Here is a 15,913-nt window from a genome sequence, read left to right as displayed (position 1 = left end):
GCGAAGCAGAACCTGCACCGACTCCGGATACGGCCACGCCAACGACTCCAGGTGCCCTGAGCAGGCCGTGGCGGTGGTGCACCTTGTCGAACTCCAGGGCCCACCCGAACTCGTAGCCGTGGTGTCCCGAGATCGGGACGAAGCGGCCTTGCCAGGTGCGTTCCGGGTCGTCCCGGGTCAGCGGCTCCATCACCTCGTCCGACCAGCGGGCCAGCACGATGGCCTCGGCGTCTCTACTCATGCCGGAGTATCACCGCACCAGCCCGATCCATCGCAACCGAATTCCTCAACCGGCCCCCTCCCGCTCACGCCGCCTCGACGACCGCGGGCCGGCCCGTCGTCATGTCGGAGTGGGACTTCAGCGCGGTGCGGGCGTCCACAAGCCGCGGGCCGCGCTCCAGCGTGCCCCAGAAGGGGTGCGTGGAGACCTGGTCGGAGAGGTCCCGCACGAGCGCGCGCAGCCGGGTGTCCTCGGCGATCTGCTCGGAGGTGTAGCCGGGCGACGGCTCCCGGCCGGGCTCGATGATGTCGCCGGTGTTGTCGTTGATCTTGGGGGCCCAGCCGGGCATCGGCTCGACCGACCACGGCAGGGTCCGCACCAGCGCCTCATGCTCGGCGCGGATCTGGTGGAGACGTGCCTGAAGGGCGGTGAGGTCCGCCGGGAAGGCGAAGGTGGGGGTGTCGTTCTGACTCACACCACAACCGTACGCCTGTTCGATTTACTGAAGCCAGTCTCGCGCGCCACCTGCGGCGACCATCACTCCACCAGCGCAATGCCTCCCGCAATGGCCCGGCCTCCGTGCCGGGTCAGTCGCCGACGGTGAAGCGTTCCCCCACATGGCGCGGGTCCTCGATCTCGTCGACCAGGGCCACCGCGTAGTCCTCCGCGGAGATCCGGCTCTGGCCGTCAGCGCCCACGATCAGGTCATCGACGGCGGTGCGGTACCTGCCGGTGCGCTCGCCCGGCTCGATCTGCGCGGCGGGGCTCAGACAGGTCCAGCGGACGTCGCCGACGGTCCGGTAGAAGTCCAGCGCGTCCCCGTGCGCGTGCATGATCTGGAGCACGAACTCGGGCAGCCCGTCGGCGTCCCACACCTGCGCACCGTCCGGCGTGCGCAGCGAGCCGGCGCCGCCGACGGCGATCAGCCGCGGGGCGTCGGTGCCGAGCGAACGCAGGCCTTCCACCAGCGCCTCGGCAGCGGGCTTGATCGTCGCCTGGTGGCCGGGACCGTCCCCGCCGCCGACCGCGCTGACGACAACGTCATGCCCCTCGGCCACGGCAGCCACCGAAGCGGCGTCCAGAACGTCCCCGGTCACGACCGTGAGGGCCGGGTGCTCCTCGGTGATCTTCCGGGGATCGCGGACGACGGCCGTGACCTGATGGCCCCGGTCCAGCGCCTCACGACGAACCCGGCTGCCGATCGTGCCGGAGGCACCGAAGAGAGCGATCTTGGACATGAACGGGGGTCTCCTCCGACTGCGCGTGAGCTGGAGAATCCACGCTAGACACGAAGAACCGCCGGGCCGGGCAGGCTCGCCCACGACGGCACCGAGCGCAGCACGAGCGGCCGTCGAACTCCCGCCGAGACGGGCAGCCGCCGGCGGAAGCGGTGACCCGAGGGCAGCGAGCGGCTACGGGGCGGGTGCGTAGTGCACGACGGTGACAAGCGGGTGCGTTGTGGGCGACGGTGACACGAGGTCTCCGGAGGTCGCCCTCGGCATCCGGCTCATCGTGCTGGTCGCGGCCGGCGTCCGGGCTCGGCACACCGGCAAGTCCGCAGGCTGACGAAGCCCGGCCCGGCGCACGCCGCCGGGGCGATCACAGCGGCGCCGGTCATCCGCACGGAAGCCCGGCGCCAGCGGCCTCAGGCCCCGTACGGCACCCTGGCGATCTCCTGGATGCCGCCCAGGGTGCCCCACTCGTTCTTGCCGAGCCGGGTCAGCGGGCGCATCAGGGTCATCTCGGGGTGGCCGTCGACCATGACGGACTCGGCGACGGCGGCGTGCACGACGCGGCCGAAGACGACCGTCGAGTCGCCGATCCGCAGCGTGCTGTGCAGCTCGCACTCCAGGGCGACCGGGGACTGGGCGACCCTCGGAGGCTTCACCCGCAGGCTCGGCTCCCGCTCGACGCCGCACGCGTCGAACTCGCTGACCCCCGGCGGGAAGTCGGTCGCGGTGGCGTTGATCCGCTCGAAGAGGCCCTCCGGGGCGAGGTTCACCACGAACTCCCCCGTCGCCTCCACGTTGCGCAGGGAGTCCTTGCGCCCGACCGAGGTGAACTGGACGACCGGCGGGGTCACCGAGGAGATGGTGAAGAAGGAGTGCGGGGCGAGGTTGTCCGTCCCGTCGGCCGACACCGTGGACACCCAGGCGATGGGCCGGGGGACGACGGTGGCGGTCAGCAGCCGGTAGAAGGAGGTGCGGTCGGTCAGTTCGGGATCGATGTTCACGCGCATGACGGCCAGTATGACCGGCGCCCGGGGGGTGTCGGCGCGGCGGCGGGTCCGTCCCCCGCCCGGCGCGCGGGACCCTCCCTACGACGGCAGGTCCGACCCGCATCGGCACGGGAACGTCCGGACGGCGACCGAGCGCGGGCCGATCTGCACCAGCGCGAGCGTCCGTACGAGGGGCCACCTGCCCGCCCGCGGTGAGCCTCGGCGGCGCCGCCCGACCGACCCGCGTCCGGGGAACGTCCCCGCGCCTGCCCACATCCGGGCCGCACGCCCCTTGGCTCCTGGCGGCCCGCGCCCGACACTGAGCCGATGACGCAGCGCGTGGACCTCGCGACCGTGATGGACCGATTCGCCCTCGACGACCTGATCACCGGCTACGCGGCCGCCGTGGACGAGGGGGACTGGAGTGCCTACCGGGGCCTGTTCACCCCGGACGGCAGGGCCGACTACCGCGGCTCGGGCGGGATCGAGGGGCCCGTGGCGGAGGTCGTGGAGTGGCTCGCCGCGACCCTGCCCCTCTTCCCCGTACGCCAGCACCTCATCGTCAACCGGCGGGTGCGGTTCGGGGAGCCGGGCGGCTACCGGGAGACCGGGGACCGGGCCGACATCGGCGCCGACTACGTCAACCCGATGCGGTTCGCCTCCGGCGAGGACTTCGTCTGCGGCGGGCGCTACGCCTTCGCGGCGCGCCGCACCACGGACGGCTGGCGGCTCGTGTCGGTCGTCGTCGACGAGCGCTGGCGCCGCTCCTGACGAGCGGTCAGCCCGCCTGGAGCAGCGCCTCGCGGACGACACGCTCGCAGAGCTCGTGGGTGAGCAGGGCGTCGCGGGCACTGAGCACCCGGCCCTCCCGTACCGCGTCGAGGAAGGCGAGGACCGCCTGCTCGATGCCGCGCTGCCGGGCGACGGGGACCCAGTCGCCGCGGCGGCGCACGGTCGGCTGCCCCTTGTGGTCGACGACCTCGGAGAGGTTGAGGACCTGGCGCTTGGCGTCCTGGCCGGACACCTCCAGGATCTCCTCCGTGGAGCCGTTCATCCGGTTCATCATGCCGATGGCGGTGAAGCCGTCGCCGGAGAGCTGAAGCACCACGTGGTGCATGAGCCCCTCGCGGATCCGGGCCCGGACGTCGACGTGCTCGATCTCGCCGGGGAGCAGGAAGCGCAGGGTGTCGACGACGTGGATGAAGTCGTCGAGGACGAAGGTGCGGGGGTCCTCGGGCAGGCCGATCCGGTTCTTCTGGAGGAGGATCAGCTCGCGCGGGTGCTCGGCGCACTGGGCGTAGCCGGGCGCGAGGCGCCGGTTGAAGCCGACCGCGAGGCTGACGGCGCGCTTCTCGGCGAGCTCCACGATCCGCTCGGAGTCGGCGTACTCGTACGCGAGGGGCTTGTCGACGTACGTGGGGACGCCGGCTTCGAGGAGCCGGCCGACGATCTCGGCGTGGACGGCGGTGGAGGCGTGCACGAAGGCCGCGTCGAGCCCCGCCGCGAGCAGCGAGTCGAGGTCGGTGTGGCGCTGTTCGGCGGGCAGGTGGAAGGTGTCCGCCACCCGCTCCAGGGTCGCGGGAGTGCGGGTCTGGACGTGCAGTTCGACCCCGGGGAGGGTGCTGAGGACGGGGAGGTAGGCCTTCTGCGCGATGTCGCCGAGTCCGATGCAGCCAACCTTCACGGGGTCTCCCTTGTCGTCGTTCGCCGGCCCCGGCCGTCCGGGCCTTCGCGCCGGTCAGCTTACGCGGGGTGGATCTTGCGCTCGGCCGGAGGGACCGTGGCGACGGGCGGCCGCCAGTCGCAGATGCCGTCGAAGCCGCGCAGGGCGAGGCCGGGACCGAAGCGGGAGACGGCGGTCACGGCCGCGTCGCGCAGGGCGACGGCGGGGCGGGCGGAGAGCATGGTGACCACACCGGTGCGGGCGGCCCTGCGGACGAGGGCGGTGGTGCGCGGCAGCCGGTCGGCGGTGTAGGCGGCGAGCGCGCGGCCGGGCTGGAATCCGGTGGCGTCGCCCGCGTGGTGGGCGAGGACGACGGCGTCCTCGATCGCCTGGTTCCCGCCCTGGCCGAGGCTCGGCGTCATCGCGTGCGCGGCGTCGCCGAGGAGGGCCACCCGGCCCCGGTGGAAGGCGGGCAGCGGGTCGGGCAGGTGATGGACGTCGTGCCGCAGGATCCGGTCGGGGGTGACGCCGGCGAGGATCTCGGGGACGGGGTGGTGCCAGTCCCCGAAGAGCCGGAGGAGTTCGGCCCTCTCGTCGTCGGGCGCGTGGGCGCCGGCGGGGGCGACGGCCATGGCGTACGCGTAGACCCGGCCGTCCTTGAGGGGCTGGCTGCCCCACAGCCGTCCGGCGCCCCAGGTCTCGTGTGGTGCGAAGGGCCGCGCGGGGGCGGGGACGACGACGCGCCAGCTGGTGCTGCCGGAGTAGCGGGGGCCGGGGTGGCCGGGGAAGAGCGTCCGACGGGTCGCCGAGTGGATGCCGTCGCAGCCGAGGACGAGTTCCGCCTCCCGTTCGCCGCCGGACGCCGTGTCCGCTCCGCCGAGCGTGACGCGGGCGGGGCGGTGGTCGTCGCCGGGGTCGACCAGGGTGGCGCGGACGCCGGTGCGGACGGCGCCCTCGGGCAGTGCCTCGGCGAGGAGGCCGACGAGCGTGGCGCGGTGCAGCAGGACGAGGGGGCCGCCGAAGCGGTCGGCGGCGGCCCGGGCGTCGGTGCGGGCGAGCCAGCGTCCGCCGGGGGTGCGGATGCCGGCGTCGCCCTGCCAGGCGGAGAGGTCGCGGACGCGGTCGCCGAGGCCGATGACGTCGAGGGCGCGCTGGGCGTTGGGGGCGAGGGCGATGCCGGCTCCGACGGGGGTGAGGTCGGCGGCGCGTTCGAGGACGGTGACCTGCCAGCCGCGCCGGTGCAGGGCGACGGCGGCGGCGAGTCCGCCGATACCGGCTCCGACGACGACGGCGCGGGGCTGTTCCATGGCTGCTCCTCGATTCGGGACGGGCGGATGAACCGGCACCTCACTACAGCTGTAGTGAGGTCGACACCGCGACCGTACTACAGCTGTAGTTCCCTTGGTAGGGGCCGGTAGTAGGTTGTCCCCCATGACCTCAGCCACCGCCGGGACCCCGGCCCCGGAGTCCTCCCCCTCCCGCGCCGACCGGATCGGCGACGCCGCCCTCGCCCTCCTGGTCGAACGCGGGATGCGGGGCCTGACCCACCGCGCCGTGGACGAGGTCGCGGGGCTGCCCCAGGGCTCGACGTCCAACCACGCCCGCACCCGGCAGGCGCTCCTGGAGGCGGCCGTGCGGCGCCAGGTCCAGCGGGAGGCGGCGGTCCTCGCCCCGCACGGGATGCCCGGCCCGGAGAGCGGCGGCGAGGCGCTCGTCGACGCTCTCGCCCTCGCCCTGCACCGGTATCTGACCGACCACCGCTCCCTGCTCGTCTCCCGCTACGAGCTGGCCCTGGAGGCGACCCGCCGGCCCGAGCTCCGGAGCTTCTTCGACACCGCGGGCGCGGCCTTCCACACCCCGCTGGTCGCGATGATGAGGGCGGCGGGCTCTCCGGAGCCGGAGCGGCACGCGCTCTCCCTCATCGCCTGGACCGAGGGAATGATGTTCTCCTGCGCGGCGGGCTCGTTCCACGCCTCGGTCCCGAGCCGCGCGGAACTGCGCACCGGCTTCGACGAACTGCTGCGCGGCATGCTCGGAGCCCGACCTTGAACGAGGCGGCCGACGCCCGCCGCGCCTCCACCACTCACGGAACGACCCTGAACTGACCGGCCCGCGCCCGCCGCGCCTCCACCACGGAACGACCCTGAACTGACCGGCCGACGGGAGCTCCGCCTTCCACCGCTCAGACCCTGACTCGCGCGGCCCGCCAGGGGCCGGCCCCCCTCCGCGTGGCAGCCCTGAGTCACGCGGCCGCCAAGGGCCCCGCCCTCCGTGGCTCAGCGCCCTGAGGCACGCGGCCCGCCAGCGGCCCCACCCTCCGCCGGCTCAGGCCCGGAATCGCGCGGCCACCAGGGGCCTCGCCCGCCCCTGACCCCCTGGCGCCGCCCGCGATCATGGGAGACGATGCCGCGCATGACCACCGAGAAGACCGCATCCGTCCCCCGCGTCGACCCGGGCACCACCACCGGCGAGCGCGAAGCGCTGGAACAGTGGCTCGACTTCCACCGCGTGACCCTCGCGATGAAGTGCGAGGGACTCGACGACGCCCAGCTGCGCACCCTGTCCGCCCCGCCGTCGGACCTCAACCTGCTGGGCCTGGTCCGGCACATGGCCGAGGTCGAGCGCGGCTGGTTCCGCCGTGTCCTGGTCGGTGAGGAGGCGCCGTGGATCTACGCGACGCAGGACGACAACGACCGGGACATCCACGCCACGGACGAGGACACCTACGCGGAGGCCCACGCCACCTGGCAGGCCGAGATCGCCCACGCGCGCACGCTGACCGCCGGACGTGACCTCGACGACCTGAGCGTGGGCGAGCACCGCAGCGGAGAACGCTTCAACCTCCGCTGGATCTACCTCCACATGATCGAGGAGTACGCCCGCCACAACGGCCACGCGGACCTCATCCGCGAGCGGATCGACGGCGCGACCGGCGACTGACCCCGCCGCGGGCGGAGCCGCTCCACCCGGCCGGCCGGTCAAGTCGGGGCCCCGCGCGCCTCACCCGTGCGGGGCATTCCCCGCCGGTAGGGGCGCGCAGATCACCGGCGGAGAAGCAGAGTTGCGCGGGTGCATGGAACCCGAACCACAGCGAAGATCCTGGTCGGGGCGGCGGTGGCCGCCCTGACGGGCTGCGTCTCGGTGGACGCCCCGCCGTCGGCGCCGACCCCGTCCCCCGCGCCGGCCGCCGGAGTCGTGGGCCCCGCGCGCGACGTGGCGCCGCAGATCATCGAGGGACCGGCCCGGGAGGCCCTCGAAGCGGCACTCCCCACCCGCCCGCCGTCCAGCCCGCCCCGCGCGGCGCCCCCTTCGGGGCAGCCCCGGCGCGCGGCCGCTCCTCCCCGGGCGCAGACACCGCACCCCTCGTCCGCACCGGAGCGGCGTGAGCCTCCGCGCCCGGCGGCCCGGCCGGACCTGTCCGGGCCGCCGCGACTCACGGGACTGACGCACGATCCGTCCGTCACCGACGTCGACGTCTGCGACCTGGGCGAGCGGTACGGGGGCTGGGCACCGGGCAGCGACCAGGCGAGGATCTGTCAGGGCGCATACGGCCGGTGAGCCCGTCCGGGAGGGCCGGGGAGGGGCACCGGGCGAGACACCGGCCGGGTCAGGCGCCCCGGAGCCGCAGCTCCAGGCGCTCGATCGCCGCCCGCACCCCGTTCCCGTAGCCGTCGTCGTCGAGGTGGTCCGAGGCCGCGCGCGCCCGGTCCAGATGGACGCGCGCGGCGTCGGGCCGCTGGAGCTTCACGTAGTCGGCGGCCAGGTTCAGCTGGAGCGAGGGGTACAGCGCCCGCAGGGCCACCGCCGAGTCGTGCGCGGCCAGCCGCTCCTCCGCGAGGCCCTCGGCCGCGCTCAGTGCCCTCAGGTCCCAGGCCAGTTCGGCGTCGGGATCGTCCTGCGCGTCCGCCATGTAGTGCGCGAGGGTGCAGCGGTGCAGGGGGTCGCCGTCCGGGCCGATCTGCTGCCACAGCACCCCGAAGCGGTTCCTGGCCTCCTCGCGGTCGCCGCCGTGCAGCAGCATCATGGCCTGCCCGATCCTGGTCATGACACCGTCGTCCGCCACCTGCTGCTGCTCGGTCACCGCGATCTCCACCCGCTCACCCACTGGGACTGACGACGCTAGCCGCCCCCGGCCCGGATCGGGCCGAGGCTCAGCCGAGGTCCGGGATGCGCCAGTCGATCGGCTCGTGACCCTGGGCCGCGACGGCCTCGTCGATCTGGGTGAAGGGCCGCGAACCGAAGAACTTCTTCGCCGACAGCGGCGAGGGGTGGGCGCCCTTCACCACGACGTGCCGCTCCTCGTCGATGAGCGGCAGCTTCTTCTGCGCGTAGTTGCCCCACAGGACGAAGACGGCGGGGTCGGGGCGGGAGGCGACGGCGGTGATGACCGCGTCGGTGAACTTCTCCCAGCCCTTGCTCTTGTGGGAGTTCGCCTCGCCCGAGCGGACCGTCAGGACCGCGTTGAGCAGGAGGACGCCCTGCTCGGCCCACGGCATCAGATAGCCGTTGTCCGGGACGGGGTGGCCGAGCTCCGCCTGCATCTCCTTGTAGATGTTCCGCAGGGAGGGCGGGGTCTTCACGCCGGGGCGGACCGAGAAGCAGAGGCCGTGGCCCTGCCCCTCGCCGTGGTACGGGTCCTGACCGAGGATCAGGACCTTGACCTTGTCGTACGGGGTGGCGTCGAGGGCGGCGAAGACCTCGTCCTTCGGCGGGAAGACCGGCCCCTTCGCGCGCTCCTCCTCGACGAACTCGGTGAGCTGGGCGAAGTACGGCTTCTGCAGCTCGTCGCCGAGGACACCCCGCCAGGACTCGGGCAGCATGCTGGTGTCGGTCACGGTCACAACCTCCGGTGGACGTTCCTGTATCTCCGTCCGAGAACCTATCGGGGGCCACTGACAGTGGCCCCCGCAGGTCTCCTACCAGCTGGCCCGGCGGCTCAGCTCCCACATCTGCATGACCGTCTGCGGGTCGAGGGCCCGCTCGCCGCCGCCGATGTCCTCGCCGGCCGCGATGTACAGCTTGCCCTGCCACAGGGGCAGCAGCCGGACGTCCTGGACCATGATCTCCTGGGCCTCCACGAACTCGTCCGTGACGGTCCCGCGGTCGCTCTCGCGACGGGACTTCGGGAGGAGCTCGTTGGTGATCCGGGGGCTCACGTACGGCGTGCCGAGGACGTTCTCCTTGCCCACGAAGGGCGCGACGAAGTTGTCCGGGTCCGGGAAGTCGGGGAACCAGCCTCGGCCGAAGACCGGGTACTCGCCCTTCTGGTAGCCCTCCTGGAACTCCTTCCACGGCTTGCCGTGCAGGGTGACCTTGAAGAGTCCGGACTCCTCCAGCTGGCGCTTCAGCTCGGCGAACTCGGCGGCCGTCGCGGAGCCGTACCGGTCGGTCGTGTACCAGAAGTCCAGCTCGACGGGGTCGGTGATGCCGGCCTCGCGGAGGATCCGCTCCGCCTTCTCCTTGCTCGGCGTGCCGAAGCGGTCGAAGAACTTGGTGGTGTGAGCGCCGATGCCCTTGGGCACCATCGAGTACAGGGGCTCGGCGGTGCCCTGGTAGACCTTGTTGACCAGTTCGTCGCGGTCGACGAGCTGGGCGATGGCCTTGCGGACGGGGAGCTTGGCGACGGACTTGTCCTGGGTGTTGAAGACCAGGTAGCGGATGTCGGCGCCCGTCGACTCGACGATCTGGAGGCCCTTGTTCTCGGGCTTGTCCTCCTGGAGGTTGACGACCTCCTCGGCGGTGAGGCCTCGGTAGGTGGCGTCGATCTCGTTCTTCCGGAGAGCCTTGACCATGGCTTCGGAGTCGTCGAAGTACTTGATGGTGACGCCGCCGTTCTTGCGGTCGGCGAAGCCCTTGTAGGTGGGGTTCTTCGTCAGCTCCGCCGTCTTGCGCTCGGTGTACGAGTCGAGGACGTACGGGCCGGAGCCCATGAGCTTGCCGTCCTTGCGGAGCTTGTCGGCCGGGTACTCGGCCGGGTCGACCAGCGACATGGCGGGGGTGGCCAGGACGAACGGGAACGTGGCGTCGGACTTGTTCAGCCGGAAGACGACCGTGCGGTCGCCGACGGTGTCGATCTTGTCGAGCGAGCCGAGCATCCCGTTGGGGCCGCCCTTGTAGTCGATCGTGCGGATGCGCTCGATCGAGTACCGCACGGCGTTGGCGTCCAGCTTGTGCCCGTTGGCGAAGGTCAGCCCCTCCACGAGCTTGCACTCGAAGACCCGGCTGGAGGTGTCCGTGAACTTGCAGTCGGCGGCGTCCGCCTGCGGGGTGGTGCTGCCCGTCGGGAAAGCGACCAGGGTCTGGAAGACATTCCGGAAGAGCTCCCAGGAATTGTCCCAGGCGGCGGCCGGATCAAGCGTGGTGGGAGAACTCATCGTGCCGACGACGATTCTCTGATCCCCGGCGGATTCACTGTCCGAGAAGACACCGCATCCGGTCACCAGGGATATGGACACAAGGGCTGCAGCGGCCTGCAGACTGGTCCGGTTGAACACGTGCACGCTCCTCGTTCAGCCATGGGTCGGCCGACGATACCGCAGCACCCCGTCAGGTCAATGTTCGAGTCTGACGGGGCACTTGAGGCATTCGGCGCACAACCGGGCTCAATCCGGACATGAAATCCGGAAAGTGTCCGATTATCGGTCAGCCGACTCCGGCGTTCAGGAAAATGCCGCCGTCCACGACGAGCGTCTGGCCGGTGATCCACTCCGACTGCGACGAGGTCAGGAAGGCCGCGGCGCCGCCGATGTCCTCGGGCACGCCGAGCCGGCCGAGCGGATAGGCCGCGGCCGCCTCCGCCTCACGGCCCTCGTAGAGCGCCTGGGCGAATTTCGTCTTCACCACGGCCGGGGCGATCGCGTTGACCCGCACGACCGGAGCGAATTCATGCGCCAGCTGAAGGGTCAGATTCACCATGGCGGCCTTGCTCATGCCGTACGCGCCGATGAAAGGCGAGGCGGAGACGCCGGCGATCGAGGCGATGTTGACGATCGCCCCGCCGTTCTCCTTCTGCCAGGCGTGCCAGGTCCGCTGGGCGAAGCCGAGCGCGGAGATCACGTTCGTCTCGAAGACCTTGCGGGCCACCCCGAGGTCCAGGTCCGCGATGGCCCCGAAGACGGGATTCGTGCCGGCGTTGTTCACCAGGAAGTCCACACGGCCGAAGCCGTCCATCGCGGCCTCGACCGCGGCGGCCTGGTGGACCTCGTCGTGCGCCTTGCCCGGGACGCCGATCGCCCGGTCGGCCCCGAGGCGCTCCACGGCCTCCTTGAGGGCCTCCTCGCCGCGCCCGGTGATGACGACCCGGTCGCCGCGGGCGACCAGGGCCTCCGCGATCCCGTAGCCGATGCCCCGACTGGCGCCGGTGACGAGGGCGACCTTGCCGGACAGCTCCGGCCGTTCCTGCGTGCTCATGTGCGTCTCCTCCTCGCGCTGCCGGACGTCGTCAGTTGAGCGGGCCACCGGCCACGTACATGACCTGGCCGGACACGAAGCCCGCGTCGTCACCGGTGAAGAACGCGATCGCGTTGGCGACGTCCTCGGGGCGGCCGACCCGCTGTACCGGGATCATCGAGGCGGCGGCGGCCTGGAACTCCTCGAAGCCCATGCCGACGCGCTCGGCGGTCTGCGCGGTCATCTCGGTGACGATGAAGCCGGGGGCGACGGCGTTGGCGGTGACGCCGAACTTGCCAAGCTCCTTGGCGAGGGTCTTCGTGAAGCCCTGGAGACCGGCCTTGACGGCCGAGTAGTTGGCCTGGCCGCGGTTGCCCAGCGCCGAGGAGGAGGAGAGGGAGACGATCCGGCCGAAGCCCGCGTCCACCATGTGCTTCTGGACGGCCTTCGCCATCAGGAAGGCGCCCTTGAGGTGGACGTTCATGACGAGGTCCCAGTCGGACTCGGACATCTTGAAGAGCAGGTTGTCCCGGAGCACGCCCGCGTTGTTCACGAGGATCGTCGGGGCGCCGAGCTCGGCGGCGATCCGCGCGACCGCGGCCTCCACCTGCGCGCTGTCCGAGACGTCGCAGCCGACGGCGAGAGCGGTGCCGCCCGCGGCGGTGATCTTCTCGACGGTGTCCTTGCAGGCCGCCTCGTCGAGGTCGAGTACGGCGACGGCGCGGCCCTCGGCCGCCAGGCGGAGCGCGGTCGCCGCGCCGATGCCCCGTGCGGCACCCGTGACGACGGCTACGCGCTGCTCGGTGGTGGACATGCTTGGTTCTCCTCGCCCTTGGATCGTCCCTGGTCGCGGCCGAACCGCCCGGCGCTCCTGCGTCCCGCACATGAGCGACCGCTTAGTATCGTCCGCAGACGAGACGCTAGAAGCCCTGGCACCCGGTGTCAACGGCCCACCGGGTGCACCAGGTCACTCCCCTCGCCCCTACCGGACGAGCAGGTCGAGCAGGCGTTCCACCTCGGCCTCGGGGTCCGTGGTCAGGCCCGTGTGGACGGGCCCCGGCTGCACCACCGTGGAGCGCGGCGCGATGAGCCAGCGGAAGCGCCGCCCGGCGTCGTCGCGCGCGGCCTGACCGGCCGCGTCGCCGCCCAGGCAGACCCCCTCGACGGCGCGCAGAGCGGCGCGTACCCCGGTCACGTCGGCGGCCGGGTCGAGCACGGTCAGCTTGGTCTCGTCCAGATGTGTACGGGCGGCCACGAAGGACCGGGCGCGGCAGTAGACGACCACTCCCGCGTTGAAGCACTCGCCGCGTTCCACCCGCGGGACGACGCGCAGCAGCGCGTACTCGAAGACATCGCGGTCGGTCACGTCGTGCTGTCCTTCTCGGTGGTGTGCGTCCGGGGCGCGAGGCGCTCGGCGAGCCAGCCGGGCGGCTGCTGCGGGCGGCTCTCGGTACGGGGGCCGAGCGTGATCCGCTCGTGGATGGTGGCGGCGCGCGGCAGCAGCGCCGAGACGTACGCGGCGCGGACCTCGTCGGTGCTGTCGAAGCCGGGCTCGTCGACGAGCCACGCGTCGGGGACGTCGGCGGCGACCTCCTCCAGGACCTCGCGGGTGACCAGCGGGGCGAGCTCGGCGGCCGCGGCGGCGATGTCGGGGGCGAAGGGGGCGAGCGCGTGGTCGGAGGCGTCGTACGGCTTCGCGGCCGAGGCCTGGGCGCCCGGCCAGTTGTGGTGCCAGATCATGGTGGCGCCGTGGTCGATGAGCCAGAGGTCGCCGTGCCAGACGAGCATGTTCGGGTTCCGCCAGGACCGGTCGACGTTGTTGATCACCGCGTCGAACCAGACCACCCGGCCGGCCTCCCGGGGGTCGACCTCGTACGCCAGCGGGTCGAAGCCGAGCGAGCCGGGCAGGAAGTCCATGCCGAGGTTCAGCCCGCCGCTCGCCTTGAGCAGCTCCTGCACCTCCTGGTCGGGCTCGGAGAGCCCGATGACGGGGTCGAGCTGGAGCGTGACGAGCTCGGGGACTCGCAGCCCGAGCCGACGGGCCAGCTGCCCACAGATCACCTCGGCGACGAGGGTCTTGCGGCCCTGGCCGGCGCCGGTGAACTTCATGACGTACGTGCCGAGGTCGTCGGCCTCGACGATCCCGGGGAGCGAGCCGCCCTCACGCAAGGGCGTGACATAGCGGGTCGCTACGACCTCGTTCAACACTTTCCCAGGCCACCCATCTCTTCAGCCATACGATCCACGATCGACGTCGCCGGAGCGCGGAGGCGGGAATCGCCGATCGACCGGCCTGGGGAGAACCTGGGGCGTTCCGGCTGCCGAGCCGCTCCCCCGCTCCCCGAGCAGCCCGTCGATGGTGCCGCGCCGCCTGGCGCACGCTTCCGGCATGAAGGGAGCATAGTAACCGAGGGTGATCGCGCGCGAAGAGCGCCCGAGCGACCGAGCCGGCTTCTTCGGCGACAGGCTAGGCGACGTTCGGGTTGGCAGGCTGTTCCGAGCCCGCCGCCACCCGGCGGCCCCTGCCGCGCTTGACGAGGACCACTGTCTTCATGGTGACCGCCGGGTAGTGCGGGGTGTAGTACTCGCCCGTCCAGTAGTCGTGGAAGGAGGACACATCGCCGATCGTGTACGTCATCGGGTTCGCGGCCGTCTGACCGCTTCCAGCGAAGGCCTCCATCGTCACCGTGTCCTGGCCGTCCATGCCCACCACCGCCGCGGCGTGGTACTGCGACATGATCTCCTCGCCGGGGTTCATGGCGAGCATCAGGTAGGACTGTCCCACCGTCGGACTGGCGTTGCGGTCCGTCGCCCCCTGGAAGTCGCCCGCGCGCTCGCGGTTCTGCTCGTCCGACATGCCGAAGGCCTTGAGCCCGGCGCTCGTACGGACGTTGCTGTTCGCGCCGTCCGCCAGCTCTCCGACGGCGTTGTGCATGATCTCCTCCGCCGTGTGGAGGCAGTCGTCCAGGATGTTCCGCGCCAGCTCGTGCTCCTGGTACATCTCCGTACCGCCGAAGAGGGCCTGCTGGGCGGTGCTCGTCGGGCGCAGGGCCGGGGAGTAGGACCCGGCGGGCGCGCTGACGCGGATCCAGATCGACGTGGCGTCGTCGTTCGGGACGGCGAAGACGCCGTTCGCCGAGACCGTCATGCCCTGCTGGTTCGGGCCGGCCTGTGCCGCCCAGCGCTGGACCGGCGCCTGGGCCGCGCCCTGGTCGGCCCGGCCCGCCTCCCCTGCGTGCTGCTCGGTCCTCGGCGCCGCCCCGCTCATGGCGCGGCGCGCGTTGCTCTCCGCCTCCCGCTCGAAGCGGTCGGAGGGGTCGGAGACCCGCAGGCCCGCTCCGTTGTCCGTACCCGCGACGGGGCCTTGGCGCTGCTGGATCACGTGGGTGAGTTCGTGGGCGAGGGTGAGCTTGTCCGCGCCGCCCTCCCCGATCACCACGTGGTTCCCGCTGGTGTACGCCCGTGCGCCCACCTGGGCCGCCGACGCCTTCGCCGCGCTGTTGTCGTGGATGCGGACGTCGGAGAAGTCGGCGCCCAGCCGGCTCTCCATGTCCGCGCGCGTGCTGCCGTCCAGCGGCCTGCCGCCGGCCCGCAGCACGTCGTGGACCGCCGAGCGCTGGACCGGAGCCTCCTCCGCGCCGTGGCCGCACCCCGCACCGTGCCGGTGCTGCTGCTGCACGCGCTGGACGACCGCCGCGTTCCCCACCGTCGCCTGGAGCCCGAGGAGCCCTGAGGCCGGTGCGGTGACCGGCCTGCGGGCCGTCGACCGAGCGTCCTCGGTGGAGTTCGACCTGACCTTCGCGTGGTCCTGCACTGGCGCTTCCTTCGTCGGAGAGTCGGAGCCGTACGTGATACCGGTGTCCCGCGTACGTCTCGCGCACGTCCCTGTCCTGGATACTCCGGGCGCCCCCGCGAACGCCAGGTACCCGAGGGCAGACTCGACCGGCCGTGAGGGCAGTCCCCGTTCCTCATCCAGCCTGATGGCGCTGGTGACGGCAACCGGTCCCGGCGGGTGTTCGGCCTGGCGGGTGCGGCCCTGCCGATCCCGTTCCGGGTCGGAACCGGTCGGGTCGCCTCCGACCGGACGAGGGCGGCGAATCCGTCTGCCCACCTGCGCGCGTAAAAAACACATAAGTTCGTACGCATGATCGAGGAAAGCTCGGGCAACCGGTGTCTCGGAGGTTGATAACTATGGTTCCCCTGCTTCTCGTTCTTCTGCTCATCCTGATCCTCTTCGGCGGCGGTTTCGCTGTACAGGCCCTGTGGTACGTCGCGATCGCGGTCCTGGTCCTGTGGCTGATCGGCTTCGTCGCCCGTCCGAAGGGCAGCAGTGGTCGCTGGTACCGCTGGTAGACGGGCCCTCGCGCCCACAACGCATGACGGCGGTGGCCCACCCCCACTCCGGGGGTGGGCCACCGCCGGT

General features: G+C 72.0%; 18 protein-coding genes. 5 read left to right on the top strand and 13 right to left on the bottom strand.

The window, feature by feature from the left end; all coding sequences use genetic code 11:
• Positions 1-305: 305 nt before the first annotated feature.
• The 3 genes from ACFYXU_RS12965 to ACFYXU_RS12955 all read right to left on the bottom strand — a co-directional run bounded on the left by ACFYXU_RS12965 (position 306) and on the right by ACFYXU_RS12955 (position 2,459).
• Positions 306-695, bottom strand: a complete 390-nt coding sequence (locus ACFYXU_RS12965) for a hypothetical protein (RefSeq protein WP_389457673.1) — start codon at positions 693-695, stop codon at positions 306-308.
• Positions 696-807: 112 nt separating this feature from the next.
• Positions 808-1,458: an NAD(P)-dependent oxidoreductase gene (locus ACFYXU_RS12960; RefSeq protein WP_384564061.1), complete on the bottom strand. Its 651-nt coding sequence runs from the start codon at positions 1,456-1,458 to the stop codon at positions 808-810.
• 407 nt (positions 1,459-1,865) lie between these two features.
• Positions 1,866-2,459 carry a flavin reductase family protein gene (locus tag ACFYXU_RS12955; RefSeq protein ID WP_361405547.1) on the bottom strand — a complete coding sequence of 198 codons (594 nt, stop codon included), beginning with the start codon at positions 2,457-2,459 and terminating at the stop codon, positions 1,866-1,868.
• Between the two features lie 306 nt (positions 2,460-2,765).
• Here ACFYXU_RS12955 and ACFYXU_RS12950 point away from each other — a divergent pair, with 306 nt between their 5' ends.
• Positions 2,766-3,209, top strand: coding sequence for a nuclear transport factor 2 family protein (locus tag ACFYXU_RS12950; protein WP_361405544.1), 444 nt, complete (start codon positions 2,766-2,768; stop codon positions 3,207-3,209).
• A 7-nt stretch (positions 3,210-3,216) separates the two neighbouring features.
• Here the strand turns inward: ACFYXU_RS12950 and ACFYXU_RS12945 are convergent, their stop codons facing one another.
• Positions 3,217-4,122, bottom strand: coding sequence for a Gfo/Idh/MocA family protein (locus tag ACFYXU_RS12945; protein ID WP_376513710.1), 906 nt, complete (start codon positions 4,120-4,122; stop codon positions 3,217-3,219).
• A gap of 59 nt (positions 4,123-4,181) precedes the next feature.
• Positions 4,182-5,408 carry an FAD-dependent oxidoreductase gene (locus tag ACFYXU_RS12940; RefSeq protein WP_389457671.1) on the bottom strand — a complete coding sequence of 409 codons (1,227 nt, stop codon included), beginning with the start codon at positions 5,406-5,408 and terminating at the stop codon, positions 4,182-4,184.
• A 124-nt stretch (positions 5,409-5,532) separates the two neighbouring features.
• Between ACFYXU_RS12940 and ACFYXU_RS12935 the strand changes: the two genes are divergently transcribed.
• The 3 genes from ACFYXU_RS12935 to ACFYXU_RS12925 all read left to right on the top strand — a co-directional run bounded on the left by ACFYXU_RS12935 (position 5,533) and on the right by ACFYXU_RS12925 (position 7,659).
• Positions 5,533-6,150 carry a TetR/AcrR family transcriptional regulator gene (locus ACFYXU_RS12935; RefSeq protein ID WP_389408942.1) on the top strand — a complete coding sequence of 206 codons (618 nt, stop codon included), beginning with the start codon at positions 5,533-5,535 and terminating at the stop codon, positions 6,148-6,150.
• A gap of 363 nt (positions 6,151-6,513) precedes the next feature.
• The gene (locus tag ACFYXU_RS12930; protein WP_376513716.1) at positions 6,514-7,041 is read left to right on the top strand and encodes a DinB family protein; all 528 of its coding nucleotides are present in this window, start codon (positions 6,514-6,516) and stop codon (positions 7,039-7,041) included.
• A gap of 129 nt (positions 7,042-7,170) precedes the next feature.
• A complete protein-coding gene (locus tag ACFYXU_RS12925; protein WP_389408941.1) occupies positions 7,171-7,659 on the top strand; it encodes a hypothetical protein in 489 nt (162 codons plus the stop codon).
• Positions 7,660-7,708: 49 nt separating this feature from the next.
• Here the strand turns inward: ACFYXU_RS12925 and ACFYXU_RS12920 are convergent, their stop codons facing one another.
• The 8 genes from ACFYXU_RS12920 to ACFYXU_RS12885 all read right to left on the bottom strand — a co-directional run bounded on the left by ACFYXU_RS12920 (position 7,709) and on the right by ACFYXU_RS12885 (position 15,304).
• Positions 7,709-8,182, bottom strand: coding sequence for a hypothetical protein (locus tag ACFYXU_RS12920; RefSeq protein ID WP_329852235.1), 474 nt, complete (start codon positions 8,180-8,182; stop codon positions 7,709-7,711).
• Positions 8,183-8,252: 70 nt separating this feature from the next.
• Positions 8,253-8,936 (bottom strand): uracil-DNA glycosylase, encoded by a 684-nt coding sequence (gene ung, locus ACFYXU_RS12915; protein WP_329852234.1) that lies wholly within the window; start codon positions 8,934-8,936, stop codon positions 8,253-8,255.
• An 81-nt stretch (positions 8,937-9,017) separates the two neighbouring features.
• Positions 9,018-10,595, bottom strand: coding sequence for an ABC transporter substrate-binding protein (locus ACFYXU_RS12910; RefSeq protein WP_376513720.1), 1,578 nt, complete (start codon positions 10,593-10,595; stop codon positions 9,018-9,020).
• A gap of 148 nt (positions 10,596-10,743) precedes the next feature.
• Complete coding sequence (locus ACFYXU_RS12905; RefSeq protein ID WP_329852232.1) at positions 10,744-11,511, bottom strand: SDR family oxidoreductase; 768 nt, start codon at positions 11,509-11,511, stop codon at positions 10,744-10,746.
• 31 nt (positions 11,512-11,542) lie between these two features.
• Positions 11,543-12,304, bottom strand: a complete 762-nt coding sequence (gene fabG / locus ACFYXU_RS12900) for a 3-oxoacyl-ACP reductase FabG (protein ID WP_329852231.1) — start codon at positions 12,302-12,304, stop codon at positions 11,543-11,545.
• 168 nt (positions 12,305-12,472) lie between these two features.
• Positions 12,473-12,856, bottom strand: coding sequence for a DUF3037 domain-containing protein (locus ACFYXU_RS12895; RefSeq protein ID WP_389457668.1), 384 nt, complete (start codon positions 12,854-12,856; stop codon positions 12,473-12,475).
• Positions 12,853-13,698 carry a HipA family kinase gene (locus ACFYXU_RS12890; RefSeq protein ID WP_389408939.1) on the bottom strand — a complete coding sequence of 282 codons (846 nt, stop codon included), beginning with the start codon at positions 13,696-13,698 and terminating at the stop codon, positions 12,853-12,855. Before ACFYXU_RS12890 ends, ACFYXU_RS12895 begins: the two co-directional genes overlap by 4 nt.
• Positions 13,699-13,957: 259 nt before the next feature.
• Positions 13,958-15,304, bottom strand: coding sequence for a DUF4157 domain-containing protein (locus ACFYXU_RS12885; protein ID WP_389457666.1), 1,347 nt, complete (start codon positions 15,302-15,304; stop codon positions 13,958-13,960).
• A gap of 377 nt (positions 15,305-15,681) precedes the next feature.
• On the opposite strand from ACFYXU_RS12885, the gene ACFYXU_RS12880 reads away from it, so the two are divergent.
• The gene (locus ACFYXU_RS12880) at positions 15,682-15,843 is read left to right on the top strand and encodes a hydrophobic protein (RefSeq protein ID WP_361392824.1); all 162 of its coding nucleotides are present in this window, start codon (positions 15,682-15,684) and stop codon (positions 15,841-15,843) included.
• Positions 15,844-15,913: the final 70 nt, after the last annotated feature.

The sequence above is a fragment of the Streptomyces sp. NPDC002232 genome, from assembly GCF_042890295.1.
Lineage (GTDB): Bacteria > Actinomycetota > Actinomycetes > Streptomycetales > Streptomycetaceae > Streptomyces.
Note: the sequence above shows the minus strand (reverse complement) of the source record. Positions and strands in the feature narration are given on the sequence as shown.